The organism is Myxococcus sp. NMCA1 (genome assembly GCF_026810205.1).
Classification (GTDB): Bacteria; Myxococcota; Myxococcia; order Myxococcales; family Myxococcaceae; genus Myxococcus; species Myxococcus xanthus_A.
On record NZ_CP113950.1, the window covers coordinates 2,827,807 to 2,846,470 of the forward strand.

Annotated in this window: 15 protein-coding genes and 1 pseudogene; 10 read left to right on the forward strand and 6 right to left on the reverse strand. The window is 71.4% G+C overall.

The window, feature by feature from the left end; translation table 11 throughout:
• Positions 1–107 precede the first annotated feature (107 nt).
• The 3 genes and pseudogenes from uvrA to OZ403_RS12255 all read left to right on the forward strand — a co-directional run.
• Positions 108–5,411, forward strand: a complete 5,304-nt coding sequence (gene uvrA, locus OZ403_RS12245; RefSeq protein WP_268784285.1) for an excinuclease ABC subunit UvrA — start codon at positions 108–110, stop codon at positions 5,409–5,411.
• A 35-nt stretch (positions 5,412–5,446) separates the two neighbouring features.
• Complete coding sequence (locus tag OZ403_RS12250; protein WP_140789723.1) at positions 5,447–6,037, forward strand: glutathione peroxidase; 591 nt, start codon at positions 5,447–5,449, stop codon at positions 6,035–6,037.
• Positions 6,038–6,167: 130 nt separating this feature from the next.
• Positions 6,168–7,001 (forward strand): annotated as a pseudogene (locus OZ403_RS12255) (DUF5996 family protein); the annotation flags it as partial.
• Between the two features lie 196 nt (positions 7,002–7,197).
• Here the strand turns inward: OZ403_RS12255 and OZ403_RS12260 are convergent.
• A complete protein-coding gene (locus tag OZ403_RS12260; protein WP_140789726.1) occupies positions 7,198–7,779 on the reverse strand; it encodes a DUF4136 domain-containing protein in 582 nt (193 codons plus the stop codon).
• Between the two features lie 336 nt (positions 7,780–8,115).
• Here OZ403_RS12260 and OZ403_RS12265 point away from each other — a divergent pair, with 336 nt between their 5' ends.
• The gene (locus OZ403_RS12265) at positions 8,116–8,640 is read left to right on the forward strand and encodes a hypothetical protein (RefSeq protein WP_140797920.1); all 525 of its coding nucleotides are present in this window, start codon (positions 8,116–8,118) and stop codon (positions 8,638–8,640) included.
• 28 nt (positions 8,641–8,668) lie between these two features.
• On the opposite strand, the gene OZ403_RS12270 is transcribed toward OZ403_RS12265, so the two are convergent.
• From OZ403_RS12270 to OZ403_RS12280, 3 genes are read right to left on the reverse strand one after another with little or no spacing between them, the layout of a single operon-like run.
• On the reverse strand, positions 8,669–9,190 hold the full coding sequence (locus tag OZ403_RS12270; protein ID WP_268784286.1) for a hypothetical protein: 522 nt from the start codon (positions 9,188–9,190) through the stop codon (positions 8,669–8,671).
• Positions 9,187–9,708, reverse strand: coding sequence for a zf-HC2 domain-containing protein (locus tag OZ403_RS12275; protein WP_268784287.1), 522 nt, complete (start codon positions 9,706–9,708; stop codon positions 9,187–9,189). The genes OZ403_RS12270 and OZ403_RS12275 overlap by 4 nt, the downstream gene beginning before the upstream one ends.
• Complete coding sequence (locus OZ403_RS12280; RefSeq protein WP_140789734.1) at positions 9,708–10,349, reverse strand: RNA polymerase sigma factor; 642 nt, start codon at positions 10,347–10,349, stop codon at positions 9,708–9,710. The genes OZ403_RS12275 and OZ403_RS12280 overlap by 1 nt, the downstream gene beginning before the upstream one ends.
• Positions 10,350–10,520: 171 nt before the next feature.
• On the opposite strand from OZ403_RS12280, the gene OZ403_RS12285 reads away from it, so the two are divergent.
• Positions 10,521–11,099, forward strand: a complete 579-nt coding sequence (locus tag OZ403_RS12285; RefSeq protein ID WP_237080331.1) for a TIGR02265 family protein — start codon at positions 10,521–10,523, stop codon at positions 11,097–11,099.
• Between the two features lie 7 nt (positions 11,100–11,106).
• Here the strand turns inward: OZ403_RS12285 and OZ403_RS12290 are convergent, their stop codons facing one another.
• Positions 11,107–11,568: a peroxiredoxin gene (locus tag OZ403_RS12290; protein WP_140789736.1), complete on the reverse strand. Its 462-nt coding sequence runs from the start codon at positions 11,566–11,568 to the stop codon at positions 11,107–11,109.
• A 127-nt stretch (positions 11,569–11,695) separates the two neighbouring features.
• Between OZ403_RS12290 and OZ403_RS12295 the strand changes: the two genes are divergently transcribed.
• The 5 genes from OZ403_RS12295 to OZ403_RS12315 all read left to right on the forward strand — a co-directional run bounded on the left by OZ403_RS12295 (position 11,696) and on the right by OZ403_RS12315 (position 17,998).
• Positions 11,696–12,805, forward strand: a complete 1,110-nt coding sequence (locus OZ403_RS12295) for a YcaO-like family protein (protein ID WP_268784288.1) — start codon at positions 11,696–11,698, stop codon at positions 12,803–12,805.
• Positions 12,802–13,965 carry a TfuA-like protein gene (locus OZ403_RS12300; RefSeq protein WP_268784289.1) on the forward strand — a complete coding sequence of 388 codons (1,164 nt, stop codon included), beginning with the start codon at positions 12,802–12,804 and terminating at the stop codon, positions 13,963–13,965. The genes OZ403_RS12295 and OZ403_RS12300 overlap by 4 nt, the downstream gene beginning before the upstream one ends.
• 191 nt (positions 13,966–14,156) lie before the next feature.
• Positions 14,157–16,199, forward strand: a complete 2,043-nt coding sequence (locus tag OZ403_RS12305) for a serine/threonine protein kinase (protein WP_268784290.1) — start codon at positions 14,157–14,159, stop codon at positions 16,197–16,199.
• A gap of 51 nt (positions 16,200–16,250) precedes the next feature.
• The gene (locus tag OZ403_RS12310) at positions 16,251–17,165 is read left to right on the forward strand and encodes a DUF2381 family protein (protein ID WP_140789742.1); all 915 of its coding nucleotides are present in this window, start codon (positions 16,251–16,253) and stop codon (positions 17,163–17,165) included.
• A 50-nt stretch (positions 17,166–17,215) separates the two neighbouring features.
• The gene (locus OZ403_RS12315) at positions 17,216–17,998 is read left to right on the forward strand and encodes a DNA-methyltransferase (RefSeq protein WP_268784291.1); all 783 of its coding nucleotides are present in this window, start codon (positions 17,216–17,218) and stop codon (positions 17,996–17,998) included.
• On the opposite strand, the gene OZ403_RS12320 is transcribed toward OZ403_RS12315, so the two are convergent.
• Positions 17,977–18,615, reverse strand: coding sequence for a 2OG-Fe(II) oxygenase (locus OZ403_RS12320; RefSeq protein ID WP_140789746.1), 639 nt, complete (start codon positions 18,613–18,615; stop codon positions 17,977–17,979). The genes OZ403_RS12315 and OZ403_RS12320 overlap by 22 nt on opposite strands.
• Positions 18,616–18,664 lie beyond the last annotated feature (49 nt).

Below are 18,664 nucleotides of genomic sequence, written 5' to 3' on the forward strand. Positions count from 1 at the left end.
GGGCTCCGGGTGTCCGCCTCATCGCCAGCCAGGGAGGCGAGTTCCCACAGGTGCTCCCTCAGTTGTGATTGGCGGCGAAGTGTCCAGTCGTTAAACCTGCCACCCGTATGCACAAGACTCACCTCGTTGGCGCGCGCACGCACAACCTGAAGGACCTGTCGGTCGACCTCTCGGAAGGAGAGTTCGTCTGTGTCACTGGCGTCTCCGGCGCCGGTAAGTCGAGCCTGGCGCTCGACACCCTGTATGCCGAGGGGCAGCGGCGCTTCGTGGAGAGCTTCAGCCCGTACGCCCGGCAGTTCCTCGAGCGGCTGGAGCGGCCGCCCATGGACGCCCTGGAGCCCGTGGCCGCGGGCGTGGCCGTGGACCGGCGCGCGCCCGTGAAGAGCTCGCGCTCCACGGTGGCCACGCTGGCGGACGTGGAGCCGTACCTGTCCGCGCTCTTCACCCGTGAAGCCGTGCCCGTCTGTGGCACCTGCGGCGTGGAGGCGGTGCGGACGGACGCGCGCGTGGCGGCGGCCGCGGCCATCCGCGAGCACACGGACGCGCAGGCCATCCTCACCTTCCCGCTGCGCATCCCCGACACGGCGGCCTTCCTGGACGCGCGAGCCCGGCTGCTGAAGGACGGCTACCACCGGCTGATGGTGCAGGGCGAGGTGAAGGAGCTGGAGTCGCTCCGTCCCGCCGAGGCGACCGACCCGGCTGGAATCGCGCGCGTGGTGGTGGACCGGGTGAAGCTGACGAACGCGCAACTGTCGCGCGTGACGCAGGCCCTGGAGGACGCGTGGAACCGCGCGGACGGCGAGGCGCACCTCTTCGTCCCGGGCCAGAGTGTGCCCCAGCGGCTGCGGCGCGGGTTGGTGTGCCCCAAGTGCGCGCGGGAGTTCGAGGCCGCGCGGCCCGGCCTCTTCAGCTACCAGTCACCAGTGGGCGCGTGCGCCGCGTGCCGTGGGTTCGGCCGCACCATTGGCATCGACTGGGGCAAGGTGATTCCCAACCCCGAGCTGAGCCTGTCCCAGGGGGCCATCCGTCCCTGGTCCGGCCAGTCCACCACGTGGGAGCGCGGCATGCTCCAGCGCTGGTGCAAGGCGCGGGGGATTCCGTGGGACAAGCCCTGGGGCCTGCTGACGCCCGAGCAGCGCGAGTCGGTGCTGGAGGGCGAGGGCGACTACGACGAGGGCCGCGCCTATCCGGGCGTGCGCGCGTGGTTCCGGTGGATGGAGGGCCGCACGTACAAGATGCACGTGCGCGTGCTGCTGGCGCGCTATCGCGCCTACACGTTGTGCGAGAGCTGTGGCGGCGGACGCCTCAACGCCCAGGCGCGTGCGTACCGCGTGGGCGGGCTGGATTTGCCGTCGTGGCACCACCTGGAGCTGACGGATGCGCTGGCGCGGCTGGACGCGCTGCGCACCACCACGGGGCAGGGTGAGCTGGCGCGGCGCGAGCTGGCTGGGCGCCTGCGCTACCTCCAGCGGGTGGGCCTGGGCTACCTCACACTGGACCGCCCCGCGCGCACGCTGTCGGGCGGCGAGGCGCAGCGCGTGTCCCTGACGGCCGCGCTGGGCACGTCCCTCACCGGCGCGCTCTTCGTGTTGGATGAGCCCACCGTGGGCCTGCACCCGGGCGACGTGCCGCCGCTGACGGAGGCCATCGCGGAGCTGGCGGAGCGGGGCAACATCGCGCTGGTCATCGAGCATGACCCGCTGGTCATCCGCTCGGCGCACCGCGTGCTGGAGCTGGGGCCCGGGGCGGGGAAGCAGGGCGGGCGGCTGGTATTCGATGGCACGCCGGAGGCGCTGGCGAAGAAGCAGGACCTGCCCACGGGGCGGCTGCTGGCCGGTGTCGACGAGGTGACGCGCACGCCGCGCTCGCGCACCGGCGCGTTGGTGATTCGGGGCGCTCGCGAACACAACCTGAAAGACCTCACGGTGGAGGTGCCCCTGGGCGTGTTGTGCGCGGTGACGGGGCCCAGCGGTTCGGGCAAGAGCACGCTGATGGACGAGGTGCTGTACCGGCACCTGGCGCGGCGGCTGGGCGTGAAGGACGTGGAGGCGCCCGGCGCGGTGGACGCGGTGGAAGGCATGGAGGCGGTGACGGCCATCACCCTGGTGGACCAGTCCCCGCTGGGGCGCACCTCGCGCGGCAACGCGGCCACGTACACCAAGGCGTGGGACCGGCTGCGCGAGCGCTTCGCCTCCGAGCCCGACGCGGAGGTGCGCGGCCTCACGGCGGCGCACTTCTCCTTCAACGTCGACAAGGGCCGCTGTGAGGCCTGCTCGGGCGAGGGCTACGAGACGGTGGAGATGCAGTTCCTCGCTGACGTGGCGCTGCTGTGCGCGGTGTGCCGTGGCCGGCGCTTCAAGGAAGAGGTGTTGGCTGTCCGCCACCAGGGCTTCAGCGTGGCCCAGGTGCTGGAGATGACGGTGGACGAGGTGCTCCAGCACTTCGGCGGCGACGCGGCGCTGAAGCGCACGCTGGGGCCGGTGGCGCGGCTGGGGCTGGGCTACCTCCCGTTGGGTCAGCCGTTGTCCACGCTGTCCGGCGGCGAGGCGCAGCGTTTGAAGCTGGCGCGGGCGCTGGCAAGTGAGGCGCAGGGGACGCTGTTCCTCATCGACGAGCCCAGCGCCGGCCTGCACGCGGAGGACGTGCGCCACGTCATCACCGCGCTGAATGCGCTCGTGGACTTCGGCGCGAGCGTGCTGGTGGTGGACCACGACGTGGCGGTGATGAAGGCCTCGGATTGGGTCATCGACCTGGGACCCGTGGGCGGCCGTGACGGTGGCCAGCTGGTGGCGGAAGGGACGCCGGAGGACGTGGCTCGCGGCAAGGGCGCCACCGCCCAGGCGCTGCGGGGCGAGCGCGAGCCGCTGGGCCGCGCGGTGAAGCTGCGCAAGCCGGGCAAGGGCGAGGTGCCCGCCATCGAGGTCGAGCACGCGCGCGAGCACAACCTCCACGACGTGTCGTGCCGCATCCCGCTGGGGAAGATGACCGTCGTCACCGGACCGAGCGGCTCGGGCAAGAGCTCGCTCGTCTTCGACGTGGTGTTCGCGGAGGGCCAGCGCCGCTTCCTGGAGACGCTGAGCCCGTACGCGCGGCAGTTCCTGCCCTCCATGCCGCGTCCGGATGTGGAGCGCATCAGCTCGCTGCCGCCGTCGGTGGCGCTGGAGCAGCGCACCTCGCGAGCGGGAGCCACCAGCACCGTGGCCACCGTCACCGAGGTGGCCCACTACCTGCGCCTGCTGTTCGCCAAGCTGGGCGAGCCGCACTGCCCGAATGACGACTCGCCCATCACCTCCATGTCGCCGGACGTGCTCTTCGCGCAGCTCACGGCGATGAAGGGCGAAGGCACGTTGCTGGCGCCCGCGGTGCGTTCCCGCAAGGGCACCTACCTGGACATCTTCGCGGCGGCTGCGCGCGCGGGAATCTCGCGGGCCATCGTCGACGGGAAGCTCGCGTCCACGGATGACCCGCCGCGCCTGGCGAAGACGCGTGAGCACGACATCGACCTCGTCATGTACGAGGGCAGGCTGTCGAAGCTGGACCGCGACGTCTTCGAGAAGGCGCTGGGCTGGGGCCAGGGCGCGGTGAAGGTGGACGCTGGCAAGGGCGAGACGCTGCTGTCCACCGAGCGCACCTGCCCCAAGTGCGGCACCGCCGTGCCGGAGCTGGACCCGCGCTGGTTCTCCTTCAACACGAAGCAGGGCCGCTGCGAGTCATGCGAGGGCACCGGCGTGCAGGGCGGCGCCGAGGCGATGGCCGAGGGCGAAGTCGCGCCGTGCCGCACGTGCGGTGGCAGCCGGCTGGCCCCCGTCCCCCGGGGCGTGCGGCTGGAGGGCGCGCGCTACCACGAGGTGGTGCAGCAGTCCGTGGCGTCCACGCTGACGCGGGTGCGCGGCTGGAAGTTCAAGGGGGACCGGGCGCTCCTGGGTGAGCCGTCCCGTCAGGAGCTGCTGCGCCGCATGGAGTTCCTGGAGCGCGTGGGCCTGGGCTACCTGTCCCTGGACCGCAACGCCGCCACGCTGTCGGGTGGGGAGATGCAGCGGCTTCGCCTGTCCGCGCAGCTGGGCGCGGGTCTCACCGGCGCCATGTACGTGCTGGATGAGCCCACGATTGGCCTGCACCCGCGCGACACACACCGGCTGCTGGACAACCTTCGCGCCCTGGTGGCAACGGGCTCCACGGTGCTGGTGGTGGAGCATGACTCGGACACCATCCGCGCGGCGGACCACCTGCTGGACCTGGGGCCCACGGGCGGCCGGGGCGGCGGGCACATCCTGGCGGAGGGGCCGCCGGACGTGGTGCTGGAGAGTGATTCGCCGACCGCGCGAGCCTTGAAGGAGTCGCAGGTGCGGCCTCCCTCGGGCCGGGGCGAGGCGAAGCAGTGGATTGAGCTCAAGGGCGCGCGGGCCAACAACCTGAAGCGCGTGGACTTGCGGCTGCCGGTGGGGCGGCTCAACGTGGTGTCCGGCGTGTCGGGCTCCGGGAAGAGCACGCTGATTCGCCAGGTGCTGTACCCGGCGCTGCGCGAGAAGCTGGACCGCGTCACGGCGAAGCCCGGCCCCTTCACCTCGCTGCACGGGGCGGAGGCGGTGAAGCGCGTGCTGTCGGTGGACCAGTCCCCCATCGGCCGCACGCCGCGTTCGGTGCCGGCGACGTTCCTGGGCATCTGGGACGAGCTGCGCCGCGTGTTCGCGGCCACGCCCGAGGCGAAAATCAAGGGCTTCACGCCCACGCGCTTCTCCTTCAACTCGGCCAGTGGCGGCCGGTGCACCGCGTGCGACGGGCAGGGCGCCATCTCCCATGAGATGTCCTTCCTCCCGGACGTGGTGACGCCGTGCGAGGCCTGCAACGGCGCGCGCTTCGACGCGGCCACGCTGGAGGTGCGCTACCACGGGCTCACCATTGGCGACGTGCTGCGCCTGTCCGCCGACGAGGCCAAGGAGGTCTTCAAGGCGCTGCCCCGCGTGGCCGCGCCGCTGGAGTGCCTGGCCGACCTGGGCGTGGGCTACCTCCAACTCGGCCAGGGCTCCAACACCCTGTCCGGCGGTGAGGCCCAGCGCTTGAAGCTGGCGGCCGAGCTGACGGCCTCCGCCCGGCACGAGCCCACGCTGTACGTGCTGGACGAGCCCACCACCGGCCTGCACCTGGGCGACGTGGAGAAGCTCATCACCTTCATGGGCCGGCTGGTGGACCGCGGCGACACGTTGGTGGTCATCGAGCACCACCCGTCCGTGATTGGCGCCGCGGACCACGTGGTGGAGCTGGGGCCCGACGGTGGCGAGGCGGGAGGCCACCTCGTCGCGGAGGGCACGCCTCGCGAGGTGGCGAAGCAGAAGACGCCCACCGGCCGGGTGCTCAAGTCGCTCTTTTCGGGGGAGGACACACGCTCGCGTGCCGCGGCGCGGCGGGCGTGAAACGGGCGGGGGACTGGGGCATCCTGGGGAGCGGCATGAAAACCCTCCCCCTGTTGACCCTGGCCTCGGCGCTGGCTTTCACCCCGGCGCTCGCCGCTGCGCCGAAGCCTCCTCCCCCCGCGAAGTCCGAACCCACGAGCGAGAAGAAGCCCATGTCCTTCCATCAACTCTCCGCCAACCGGCTCGACGGCAAGCCGGAGAAGCTGTCCGGCTACCAGGGCAAGGTCGTCCTGGTGGTGAACACCGCGTCGGAATGTGGCTACACGCCGCAGTACGCGGGCCTGGAGAAACTCCACCAGGAATACAAGGACAAGGGCCTGGTGGTGGTGGGCTTCCCGTCCAATGACTTCGGCGGCCAGGAGCCGGGCTCGTCGGAGGAGATCAAGAAGTTCTGTGAGCTCCGCTACAAGGTCACCTTCCCCATGTTCGAGAAGGTGAAGACGAAGGGGGACGGCCAGTCGCCCGTCTACGCGTTCCTGGCGCAGCACCACCCCGCGCCCAAGTGGAACTTCCACAAGTACGTGGTGGGCAAGGACGGCCAGGTGAAGGCCGGCTTCCCCAGCGCGGTGACGCCGGACAGCGCCGAGCTGAAGGCAGCCATCGACAGCGCGCTCGCGCAGCCATAGTCCCTGAAAGGGCGCGTGGGGGCTGGCCCTCTGGTCCCCGCCCTGGTGGCATGCGGCCGTGGCTGGCGCCCTGGCATGGGCGCCGGTGGGGGCTCACCCTGAATGCCGACTCGGCTTGAAGGGAGGCCCCATGGACACCCGGGACACGGCGTGGCCGCCGCTGCCGCTGGAGGCGTGGAAGGACACCTACGCCACGTTGCACCGGTACACGCAGGTCATCGGCAAGGTGAAGCTGGCACTGACGCCGCCGCAGAACCACTGGTGGAACGTCGCGTTCCGCGTGACGGCGCGGGGCATGACGACGGGGCTCATTCCCTTCGGAAATGGCGCCTTCGAGGTGGACTTCGACTTCCGCTCGCACGAGCTGCACGTGCACGCCAACCGTGGGCCGTCCCGGGTGATGGCGCTGGAGCCCCGGCCCGTCGCGGAGTTCTACCGGGACGTCATGGCGACGCTGCGCTCCATGGGCATCGAGGTGCGCATCTGGGAGCAGCCCGTCGAGATTCCCGACGACACCACGCCCTTCGGTGAGGACTGGCACCACGCCAGCTATGACGGTGAAGCCGTGGAGCGCTGGTGGCGGGCGCTGCTGCAGGCCACGCTCGTCTTCGAGGACTTCCGCGCGCGCTTCACCGGCAAGTGCAGCCCGGTGCACTTCTTCTGGGGAAGCTTCGACCTGGCGGTGACGCGCTTCTCCGGCCGGCCCGCGCCTGCGCGCCCCGGGGCGGACCCCATCACCCAGGAGGCCTACTGCGAGGAGGTCAGCAGCGCGGGCTTCTGGCCCGGCATGCAGGCCACCGGCGGCGCGGCCTTCTACAGCTACGCGGTCCCGGAGCCGGAGGGCTTCGCGCGCGCCAGCGTGCGCCCGGCCCAGGCCCGGTACGACGCCAACATCAAGGAGTACCTGTTGGCGTACGACGACGTGCGGCGCGCGGAGGACCCGAAGGCGTACCTGCTCGACTTCCTCCAGAGCACCTACGAGGCCTGCGCGGACCTGGGCGGCTGGGAGCGGGAGCGCCTGGAGCGGCCGCTCATCGTCCCGGAGTCCCTGCGCGCGGCCCGCGTCGTGGAGGAGGGACGGTCGCCGAGCAGCCCGCGCCTTGAAGCCCGGCCTCGCGGAGGCGCGTCGCCGCGAGGCCGGTGTGCGAAAAGGACCTTCCTCACTTCGCCTTGGGCGGGAAGCGCTCCAGCACGTCCTTCACGGACTCATCCAGCCGCTTCTGCTGCTTCTCCGCGCTGGCGTTCTCGTCCAGCTCCGCCTGGGCCGTGCCGCGCCAGACGAGCTGCTTGGACTGCGGGTCGACGATGTCGAGGATGAGCGAGCCTTCCTCGTACTCACGCAGCTCCGTCTCCGGCATGGTGACGGCGCCGCCCGCGAAGAAGGGGTCCGTGAAGGGACCGCCCCAGGGATAGCCGTAGTAGGCGTCCACCGTCTCCGCCTTCAGCGCGTTGTGGATGGCGCCGTGCCAGCCGATGAGGAAGTCCGGGTTGGCGGTGGACTCCACCTTCCGGTAGCCGCGCGCCAGCAGGTAGCGGTCCACTGTCTGCTCGACGCGCGCGCCGACGATGGGGTTGTAGACGCGGTCGTCCTTGCCCGTGGGCTGTGGGAGCCAGGCATAGGTGCGGTACCCCTCCAGCTTCTGCGTGGCGGAAGGGTCATAGTTGGTGTTCACGTCGATGCTGGAGCACGCGGCGAAAGCCAGCGCCAGCAGCGGTGGGGCGATTCGGGTCAGCAGCCGCAAGGAAGCCTCCTCGGTGGCGGCGCGGTGCGCGCCGTTGCCTCCCTGACGGTAGGCACGGCATGACGAGGCCCCCTCGGGCTGGATGCCCGGTCCTCCCCGGCCGTAGTGCGAGTCCACTGCCCTGCGGGAGGGGTGCCAACCCGTTCAACGCGCACGGCGATATGAGGGGCACACCCGGTGCGTTCTCAGGGGTGCCCTCCGTGAGCCAGGCCCCGGGCTCGGGGGCCATGCTCCATCCGTCTTCCCCAGGGGAATGCCGAGAACATCGTCATGCGCTCACGCCTTTCGACGTGGGTGACGGCCGGGCTCCTGTTGGGAGCCTGCGGTTGCGCCGTCATGCCCGAGACCCGCCAGCAGCTGGTGGAGACCACCAGCGGCAATGCCATCTACAAGCTGCCGCCGGACGCCCTGGTGGCGACGGCACGACGCCTGCTCGTGGAGCAGAAGTACGAGCTGCTCCCCAGCTCGGACCCGCTCTACGTCCACACTACCTGGCGCATCCGGGGCAATACGGACCTGGGCGCCAACTGGTCCCGCCTCTTCGTGCAGGTCCATCCGCTGTCGGATGGCCGCTCCGTGGTGCGGGCCTACCGGATGGACTACACCACCAACGGGCGCGCGCCCTCGCATCCGAGCATGGGCGCCGGTAATCGGGACGCGAAGCTGGGGGAAGGAGCGGCGGCGGCCTCCGTCGCGGGGGAGCCCCTGTCGCCGACGAGGCCCGTCGTGCGCCGCGCCACGGATATCGAATGGGAGGTGCTGTCGCGTGTGGAGCCCCGGCTCGCCGCCCACCTCGAGGCCCGCGCGGAGTCGTACCTGGCCACCGGTAGGAAGGACCCGAGCGAGCCCACCGAGGAGTGAACTCGCCGACAGGCCCCACGCCCCCGCGTCAGTGCATGCCGCCGTCGTATCCTCTGCGCCCCAACGAGTCCTTCCCGGGCTCCCGCTTCATCTTCTGGCGGCCCTCGCTGCGCGCCAGGGCGAGCGCGAGCCGGGCGCGCTTCTCCTGCGGCAGTGTCTTCGCCAGCGCCAGGTACAGCTCCTTGTCGAGCGCCGCGATGCGCTCGCGTGCCTCGAAGGCTCCCAGCGCCGCCGCGTCCACCTGTGCCAGGGCCTCACTGTCGCCTCGCGACGCCCGGTGGAGGATGCGCGCCGCTTCACGCACCTGCTTGCGCAGCGGGCGGCGGCGCTCGTCGAAGCGCTGAAGCGTCTCCTCCAGCTTCAGCGCCTGCGCGTTGTCCAGGTCCAGGATGTCCGACAGCTCCAGCACCTGCCGCAGCCGATGCCGCTGCTCCGCGCGCTCCAGCCGTTCCTCGGCGCGGGCCTCGCGCCCGGTGGGCGTGGCCACCGCCACCCAGGGCAGCAGGGCCAGCATCATCACCGCCATCCGCGTTCGCACCCTCGTCGTCACAGCGTCTCTCCCACATCGAAGTCGAACTCTTCGTCCCAGCCCTCGGAGTCCTCGAGCCGCACCGCGTCCAGCGGCTCCAGCCCCGCCCAGGCCTCGATGGCGGCCATCGTCTCCGCGTCCAGTTCCTCGACGTCGGTGGCGGGCGCCGCCGTCGCCGTCACCGGGGCCTCCGGTCCCAGACCTGGCAGCCGCCACGCGCCGGGCACCAGCAGCACCAACGTCACCGCCGCGGCGGTGGCCACCAGCGCGCCCAGCGTCTTCAAGCCCAGACCCTGGCGCCGGGCGCCGCGCCGCCACTCCGACAGCGTGCGCCGGGGCAGCTCCTGGAGCTCCGTCTTCTCCTGGGGCGACAGCGCGGGCAGCGCCACCAGCGAGAGCAGCTCCACGGATGCCGCGAGCGCCTGCCGGCACCCCTCGCAGCCCTCCATGTGCTGGATGAGCCCAAGCGCCTCGTCATCCTCCAACGCCCCCGCGGCGTGCAGGTCCAGCCGCTCTTCCTGGTCAGGGCACGCAGCCATCAGTGCTTCTCCTCGGGCGCGCCCACCCGCGCCTTGAGGCGCTTCATCGCATGGTGGAACTGCACCTTCGCATTGTTCTCCGTGATGCCGAGCGTCTCGGCGATGTCCTTGAACGCCAGCCCGCCGTCCACGCGCAGCGTCAGCACCTCGCGCTGGCGGCGGGGCAGGGCGAGCACCTCGGCGCGAACCTGCCGTTCGCGCTCGGCCCGCTCCAGCCGGTCCTGCGCGGACTCCGACGGGTCCTCCACCACGTCGTCCGGCCCGGAGGCCACCAGCACCGGGCGCCACCGCTGACCCTGACGGGCGTGGTTCTTCGCCAGGTTGAGCGCGATGCGCACCAACCAGGCCCGGAAGGGCGCCGGTCCCGACGGCGTGAAGCGCGCGAAGACGCGGCGCGAGGCCTCCAACGCGCGCAGGAAGGCGCTCTGCACCAGGTCCGCCGCGTCCTCCGGGCGCGTCACGTAGCGGCGCACCAGCGAGAAGACGAGCGAGCGATGCCGCATCACCAGCACCTCGAAGGCCGCCGGCTCACCCTCCAGGAATGCGCGGCAGAGCGCCTCGTCCGGCGCACGCTCCAGGCCCGCCCGGGCCATGCGCGCGGGCAGGGACACGACCCGGCCGCCTGTCTCCCTGATGCTCACGTGGCTCCAACCCCGGACGGAGATAAAGGTTAATTTTGGCCGATTTCCGACAGTGATTTCTGGTTGTCCCTGAGTTTCAAGGTGTTGAGTCAGGAAACGTGCCTTCCCGAGTTGATGGCGGGCAGGCCGCGCGGGGACAATGGGCGGGCGGTTGCTACCTGGGACGGGGGCATGTTGACCCAAGGAACTGGCTCACGCATCAAGGGCGGCGTGCTCATCTCGCGGCTCAACATGCTGCGCCAGCACGGTGGGCAAGTCGTGGTGGACGCGGTGCTGCGGCGGCTGCCCGCGGAGGACCAGGCGCTGCTGCGGAAGATGCTGCTTCCCGTCGGCTGGTATCCCCTGGAGCTGAACCTGCGGTTGGACGCGGCCATCGCGGGGGTGATGTCGCCCGAGGACAAGGACCGGGCCTTCCTGGAGATGGGGCGCGCTTCCGCCCATGAGGCGCTGCATGGCCCGCAGCAGGTCTTCGTCAAGGCAGGCGAGCCGCACTTCCTGCTGAGCCAGGCGCCGAAAATCTACCGCTTCTATTACGCGGTGGGCTCACGCACCTATGAGCAGACAGGCCCGTGTGCCGCGGTGCTGCGGACCTTCGGCGCGGAGAACGTCACCGAGCCGGACTGTCTCACCATCATCGGCTGGCACGAGCGCGCCATCGAGCTGTGTGGCGGCCGCGCCGTGCACGTCACCCACCCCATGTGCCGCGCCCGGGGCGCACCGCACTGCGAGTACCACTGCACGTGGGAGTGAGCGCCCGTCAGGGGGCCGGGGGCGGGTTCGCGCGCAGGTAGCGGAGCACGTCGTCCAGGTGCCGGTAGACGCGGACCTCGTGACGGATGACCTCTTCGATGCGGCCATCCGCGCCGATGATGAAGGTGACGCGGCGGTCGACGTTGAGCACTGGCCACAGCACGCCATAGTCGCGGCTGATGCCACGGTCCGCATCGCCCAGCAGTGCGAAGTGGATGCCTTCGGCCTCCGCGAACTCACACTGCGTGCGCTGCGTGTCCACCGACACGCCCACCAGCTCGGCGCCCAGTTCCTTGATCAGCTCGTGGTTGTCTCGGAACGCCCGGTTCTCGATGGTGCAGCCCACCGTGAAGGCCTTGGGAAAGAAGAAGAGCACCACGCGCCGGCCGCGCAGGGAGGACAACCGCAGGGGGGCCCCGTGACAGTCGGTGGCGGTGAAATCCGGCGCGGTGTCTCCGACGGAAAGCATGCGCCCGGGTCCCTACCATGTTTGCCATGGGCCCGCCGGACATGCGTTCAGGCTAAGGTCCGCGCCCGTGCGGGCTCCCAGGGACGAGCTGTCTTCACGGCGGTTTCAACAACGATTGGCCCAGGCCATGGGTGTGACGCGGGTGGCGCGTGTCACCGGGTTGGACCGGACCGGCGTGGAGGTGGCGTGCGCGGTGCGGCCGGGAGGTCACGTCCTCCAGGTGTGCAACGGCAAGGGCCTCACCTACGACGACGCGGCCTGGGGCGCGCTGCTGGAGACGGCGGAGTTGTGGGCGGCGGAGACGGTGGTTCCGGACGCCTTCGTGTGGGGCTCGCGAGCGGAGCTGGAAGGTCACCTGGGCGCGCTGTGGGGCGCGGACGAATTGGGCTCGGCGGGGGCGCTGGTGGCGCCGCGCTTGTGGAGCCCGCACGTGCGCTGTGCCTGGCTCGAGGCGCGGGAGCTGTACTCCGGTGAGCCGGTGTGGGTGCCCGCTCAGGGGCTGCACGTGCCTCCCGCCGGGAGCCCCGCGTTGGGCCCGGTGGCGGTGGCGTGGACGAGCAACGGCTCCGGCGCGCATCCGGATGCGGGGCGGGCCCTGCTGCACGCGCTGCTGGAGGCCACGGAGCGGGACCAGCTCGCGCGGATGATGCCGGAGGGGTGGACGGAAGAGGTCGTCCAGCGCCGGCTGCTGCGAACGCCCGAACTGCTCGAGCTCGCTCCCGCCGTGGAGGCCCTGGCTGGACAGCTGCGCGAGCGGGGTTTTGGTGTGTACCTCTTCGACGCCACGCCCGCCGCGCGCACGCCGGGCGCGGTGGGGCTGCCGGTGGGCGCGGCGGTGCTGGTGGACCTGGAAGAGGGCCCGGTGCCGCTCACCGCGGGTTATGCGTGCGCGTTGACGCGCGAGGCGGCGTTGCTGAAGGCCTTGCTGGAGGCGGCGCAGTCGCGGCTGACGGACATCCATGGCGCTCGCGAGGACGTGGCCGCCGCGGACCGGGAAGCGGCGCGGGGCTTCGCGGAGGCTTGTGCCCAGGTCCGACCCCGGCGTCGTGCCGCGGACATGCCCGACCTGGGGGTGAAGGCGAAGGGCGCCGCGGCGGGGCAGGTGCGCCAGGTGCTGGCGCTGCTCCAGCGAGCGGGCTTCACGCGAGCGGCGGCGGTGGCGTTGTCGTCACCGGTGGAGGGCCTTCACGTGCAGCGGGTGGTGGTGCCGGGCATGCGCATCTCGGAGCTCCTATGAAGCGGCGCGCGGACAATCTCGTGGTGTTCCTGGGGCCTTCTCTTCCAGAGGCCGAAGCGAAGCGGCTGGCGCCCTGCACGGTGCTGCCGCCCGCGCGACAGGGTGACGTGTGGCGCGCGCTGCGGCTGCGGCCTCGGGCCATCGCCCTGGTGGATGGGGTCTTCGAGGCGCAGCCCTCGGTGTGGCACCACGAACTGCTGGCGGCGATGGAGGCGGGCGTGGCCGTCTTCGGAGGCGGCAGCATGGGGGCCCTGCGCGCGGCGGAGCTGGCGCCGCACGGCGTGGTGGGCGTGGGGCGCATCTTCGAGTGGTACCGCGATGGCGTGGTGGTGGATGACTCGGAGGTGGCGCTGCTGCACGCGGACGGTGAGCACGGCTGGCGCCCGCTCACGGTGCCCATGGTCAACGTCCGGCATGCGGCGGCATGCGCGGCCCAGGCCCGGGTGCTGACGCGCGATGCGGCCCGGGCGCTCGTCGACGCGGGCCAGTCCGTCTTCTACCAGGAGCGGACGTGGGGGCGGGTGCTGGAGTCCGTGGCACCTCGCTGGTCCGCGTCCACCCGGGCCGCGTGGGACGCGTGGTTTCCGCGCGGCGCGGAGGACCTGAAGCGACAGGACGCGCTCGCGTGCCTCCGGACGGCGGCGGAGTGGGTGGCCTCGGGTGCGCCCGCGCCGCACGGCGCTCCTCGCGAGCCGTCGTCCCTGGTCCGGCGACGGCGACTGGTGGATGACGTCACGGCGACGCAGGCGGGCGCCGTGTCCTCGGGACAGGTGTTGGACGTCCTTCGTGAGTCCCCGGACGCGCCGGCGCTGGCCGAGGCGGGGCTGCGGCGGGCGCTGCTCGCGGGCTGGGCGCGCACCCTGGGACTGGGCGTCTCCGATGCCGAGGTGGCGGTGGAAGAGGCCCGTTGGTGGCAGGCCCAGCGCGTGCCCGCCTCGCGCCGTGAGGCCCACCTCGCGCGCCTGGGATTGGACGCGGTGGGGCTGCGGCGGCTGTGTGAGGAGCTCGCGCTGGAGCGGCTCGTCCTGACGCATTCCGCGCGCCTGTTGCCGGACGGCCCGTCCTGGGACGAAGCGCTGGCCGCCGAGGCCCGGCTGAGCGGGGCCTGGGCGGACGCCGCCGAGGCGGTGGACCCGACGGAGGGCGTTGGGTCCTCCTGAGCAGCGGACTTACCTCGCGGGTAAGTGAAAACGTGACATCCCCGGGGAAAAGGATAGGGTCAACCCTGGAGGTTGCCCTTGTCCAGCCCCGCTCCCTGGGTGGTTACCGAGTCTTCCGCGCGATTGGCACCGCCACGGGCCGTGCGTCCCGCGCGTGACGTTACGGGTGGGGCGGGAGGAGGGCAGCGGCTGTGGCCGTGAGGTCGCCTCCCTTCCATCCGGATCAACTCGTCCCGGGCAGCGAGGTCGGCCCCTGGCGCGTGGTGGCCTCGCTGGGCTCGGGGGGCTTCGGCCGGGTCTTCCAGGTGGAGCGGGCGGACCGCCGCTACTCGCTGAAGATGGCGCTTCGCCCGGCGGGACTCCACGCGGCGGAGGAAGAGGACATCAACGGCCGGTTGGCGCACGAGGTCGCGGCGCTGCTGGCCTGCGCTCCCCATCCGAACCTCCCGGCACTGCACGCCGTGGACCGCTGGCCCGAGCCTCCCGACGGTTACCTGTACTTCGTCACCGACTACATTGATGGCGAGACGTTCCACGAGTGGCGCTGGCGGGTGAAGCCCACGGCGGCGCACCTGCTGACCGTCTTCACGGAAGTGGTGCGCGTGATGGCGGACCTGCACCGCCGGGGCGTGCACCACCGGGACATGAAGGGCGACAACGTCCTCATCCGCCGTGAGGACGAACGCCCCTTCCTCATCGACCTGGGCACGGTGCGGCTGCCCGCGGCCACGACGTTGACGGTGGGCGTGGCGCCCGCCTCGCCCCATCTGTTGCCGCCCGAGTGCGTCGCCTTCCTGCGCGAAGGCACCTGGCAGCAGGGCGCCAACTTCGACGCGGGCGTGCCAGGGGACCTCTACGCGCTGGGCGCGCTGCTGTACGAGGCGCTCACGGATGGCTACGCGTTCGACCCGAAGCTTCCGTATGACCGCCTGCTGCCGGCCATCGAAACGGTGACGCCGCGCGCGCCCCACGTCGTCAACCCGAAGGTGCCGCGCGCCCTGGGCGACATCGCCCTGCGGCTGCTCGCAAAGCGCCCCGAGGACCGCTACGCCAACACGGAGGCCTTGCTCCAGGCCCTCTGGGACGTGGCCAAGGAGAAGCGGCAGCCCGCCTGGAAGGTGTCGCTGGACCGTCCTCCCGAGGGCGCGGACGCGGAGGCCCCTCGGGTGCGCATGGTGCCCGACGCCTCCACGTCCTCGCGGCCCGTCCGCTCTCGGGAGTCGTCCGGTGTCGCGCCGGTGCTGCCCCTCAATCCGGAGCCCCGGGAGGCCCCCGTGGCGAGCGCGAGTGCTCCCGCCGCGGCGTCCGAGCCACCGGCGGCGCCCTCGGTCAATGCACCCGCGGCGCAGGCGCCCGCGGCGGAGCCGCCCGCGCCGTCAGCACCGCGCCCGGGCCGTCGAGTCGCCATGGGGTGGGGCGTGGCCGCCCTGCTGGGCGTGGGGTTGGTGGTGTTCGGGGTGAGCCGCTTCGCGCTGCCCACCGCGGGAGACCCGGCTCCTGCCCCGTCCCTTCCCATTGAGAAAGGAAGTCCCGCAGTGACGAGTCGTTCTTCGAATCCCTCCGAGATGCCCCTCCCAGAGGCGGTGCCGTCCTCTCCGGACGTGGGCGCGGCCCACGACACGGGCGCGCAGGACGAGGTGTCCTCCCTATTGGCTTCCTCCGACGCGGAGGGGGAAGCGGCCCACGCGCCACGGCCCAGGAAGCGCCAGTCGGCCGGGGGCGCCCTGGGCAAGGCCGCCGCCGTGGCCTGCCTCACCGCCGCCTGCGCCAGCGGACCTCAGGTGCGGGACGAGCCGCCCCAGCGCAAGTGCCCGGCGGAGGTGCTGGAGGGCATGGCGAAGCGGGGCTTCAAGACCGCCAGGATGATGGGCAACTGGGAGACGCTCTACATCGACCCCAACGAAGGCGTCATCCCCGTGCCGCCAGACGGCACCCCCATCACCCTCCACGCCATCGAGGAAATCGTCAGTCACTACGAGGGGCGGTTCCCCAAGGGGACCCGCATGTACGGCACGTTGTTCCGGGGCAAGACGGACGTCTACGGTTGGATCACCGAGGTGGAGACGCCCGACGGTCAGCGGCTGCCGGTCTGCGCCAACATCGTTGACAGTCCCTTCCCGAAGCGAGTCGGGATGCGCTACGACTGGCAGAGCACTCCCGACAAGCTGTTGATGAGTTCGGGCATCAACCTGATGACGTCACAGGTTCTCGGTCAAATGGGGACGCCCGAGTAGGCCTCCCGCCTGTCATGGTGTGGACGCGCCCTTGCTGGAGGTGGCTCGCTCTTGAATGGTTCGTCCTCATTCATCGTGCTCGTGTGGGGAGTGTTGTGGGCAGCCACGGCACAGGCCGCGGCACTGGATACGCCTGGCACTGGCACCGCGGTCCGGCGCATTGATGTCCAGGCGGGGATGCTGGTGACGCCCCCGGAGGTCCGCATCAGCCCTGGACTGTCCACCACCTTGTTCTTCGATGCGCGCATCCGCCCCGAGCAACTGGTCCTGGAGGGCCGTGAGCGGTTCCAGCGCTTCGGGGTGACCGAGGACCACCTGGTGGTGGTCCCCTCGTCCACGTTCCGTGAGGGCGAGCGGCTGCGGTTGGAGGTCCGCTTCCATGATGGCGCGGTGCCTGAACGCGCCGTCGTGGTGCTCGTCGTGGATGCCGCGCGCTCGGAGCGTCAAATCGAGCTCTACCGCCACGCGCGCTCCGCGGCGTCCTACCGGCAGGAGGTGGAGGAGCTCCGCGCGGGGATGCTCCGGTTGGAGCGCCAGGTGCAACAGCTCCAGCGCTCCCGAACGGGGGACGAGTACACCCGGGAGACGCTGGTCTCGGAGCTCCGGGACACGGGCATCGTCCACTTCCAGTCCTGGGTCCCCCGGAAGGTGGCGGGGGACGTCGCCCCAGCGCGCGTGGCCTTCGTCCGTCTGTCCCCTCGGTGGGCCGCGCTGCGGCTCACGCCGGTGAAGTCGGGGGAGTGGAATGGCTGGAGCGCGGTGGGGGCGACGCTCACGGACGTTCAGGGCAAGCGGCTGAAGACACTCCCACCCTGGCAAGAGGGCCCGGTGGACCCCGACGGCCGCCAGCCCGTCATCATCATCGTGGACGAGCCGGAGGCCGCGGACCACGGCCGGTACACGCTCGAGTTGTGGGACGAGGGCCGCAAGCGGAGTATGAAACTCGAGGGACTTCAGGCGCTGTAAGCGCGCGACTTGAGCCCCGCGCTCCGCCGTGTAGGGTGCCGCTCAGGCCGATGACTTCCATTCCCCCGCCCGAGTCCCTTCGCTGCATCAACGCCGATTCCCGCGAGCCGGCGGGCTACCGCGCCGCGTTAGGCGACACCCGCGCCGCGTTGCTCCACACGGACCCGCCGTACTGCCTGCTCACCCGGCGGCGCAAGGGCGGGGACCTGCGAGACACGCGCGCGCATAAGAAGATCGACCAGAACCCCATCGTCCGCTTCGAGACGGTGCGCGACTACCGCGCCTTCTCCGAGGCCTGGCTGTCGCGCGCCACCGCGCACCTCACCCCGGACGCGCCGCTCATCATCTGGACGAACCTGCTGGGCAAGGAGCCCATCCTCACCGCGGCGCGCGGGCTGGGCTATCCGCACCTGCGCGGCGAGTACGTCTGGGGCAAGCGCACCACGGACAAGAACACCAATGAGCAGACGCTGCGCGTCTACGAAGTCGCGCTCGTGATTGCCCGCACGCCCGAGCCGCCGCTGGCGCCAGGAGATTTGCCCACCGTCTGGGCCGTGGTTGGCGGCTATGACGATGAAGGCGAAGCGAAGCGCTGGGGCGGCCACCCGCACCACAAGCCCTTCTCCGTCCTGGAGCCGCTGGTGCGCACGTACAGCCGCCCGGGGGACACGGTGCTGGACCCCTTCGCGGGCAGTGGCTCCATGCCGTCGGCGGCGCTGCGGCTGGGCCGGCGGCCCGCGTGCCTGGAAATCGAGCCGGAGTGGGCCGAGCGCGTCACCCTCCGCCTGCGCGAGACGGCCCGCGAGGAAGCTCAGCGCGCCAGCGCCCGGTAGAGGCGCGTGTCCGCCCACGCGGGGATGTCGGTGGGGCGGTGGCCCCACCAGTTCATCACCAGCGTGCGGCGCTGCCGGGACTTTCCGGGCAGCTTCCCGTCGGGAATCTGGTTGTCCGCGTCCAGCACGCCGTGGGTGAGCGTGCCGTCGAACACCACCAGCCGGTTGGGCCGGGGCGTCACCAGGTCGGCGGTGTCCAGGTTCGCGGGAGCCAGGGATGGGTTGGCCGGGTCTGGCAGCTCGGGCGTCACCACCAGCGCGCCGCCGCGCACGCGGTTGAGGAACAGCACGGAGGAGATGCGCGGGTGCACCAGTTCGCCGGTGCGCAGCGCGAGCTTCTCGTCGCGGTCCTGGTGGAAGTCCACGCGCACGTCCGTCGGGTACATGCGTGACAGCCACCACTCCACGCCGGCCACGCGGCGCTTGCCGGCGATGTGCGGACGCAGCGTGAGGATGATGTCCTCCACCACGTTGGCCGCGGGGCCGAAGTCGTACCAGAAGGTCGTCTGGTAGGTCTGACGCAGGCGCTCCGTGCCCACGGCGCCCAAGCGTCGCAGCAGGCGGCGGAAGAGCAGGGGGGGCACGGCGTTCTCAGTGAGTCGAACGAGGGTTTCCACGAGGAGGACAGCATGCCATCTTCGCCTACCGCCCGGTGGCGCGGACCAT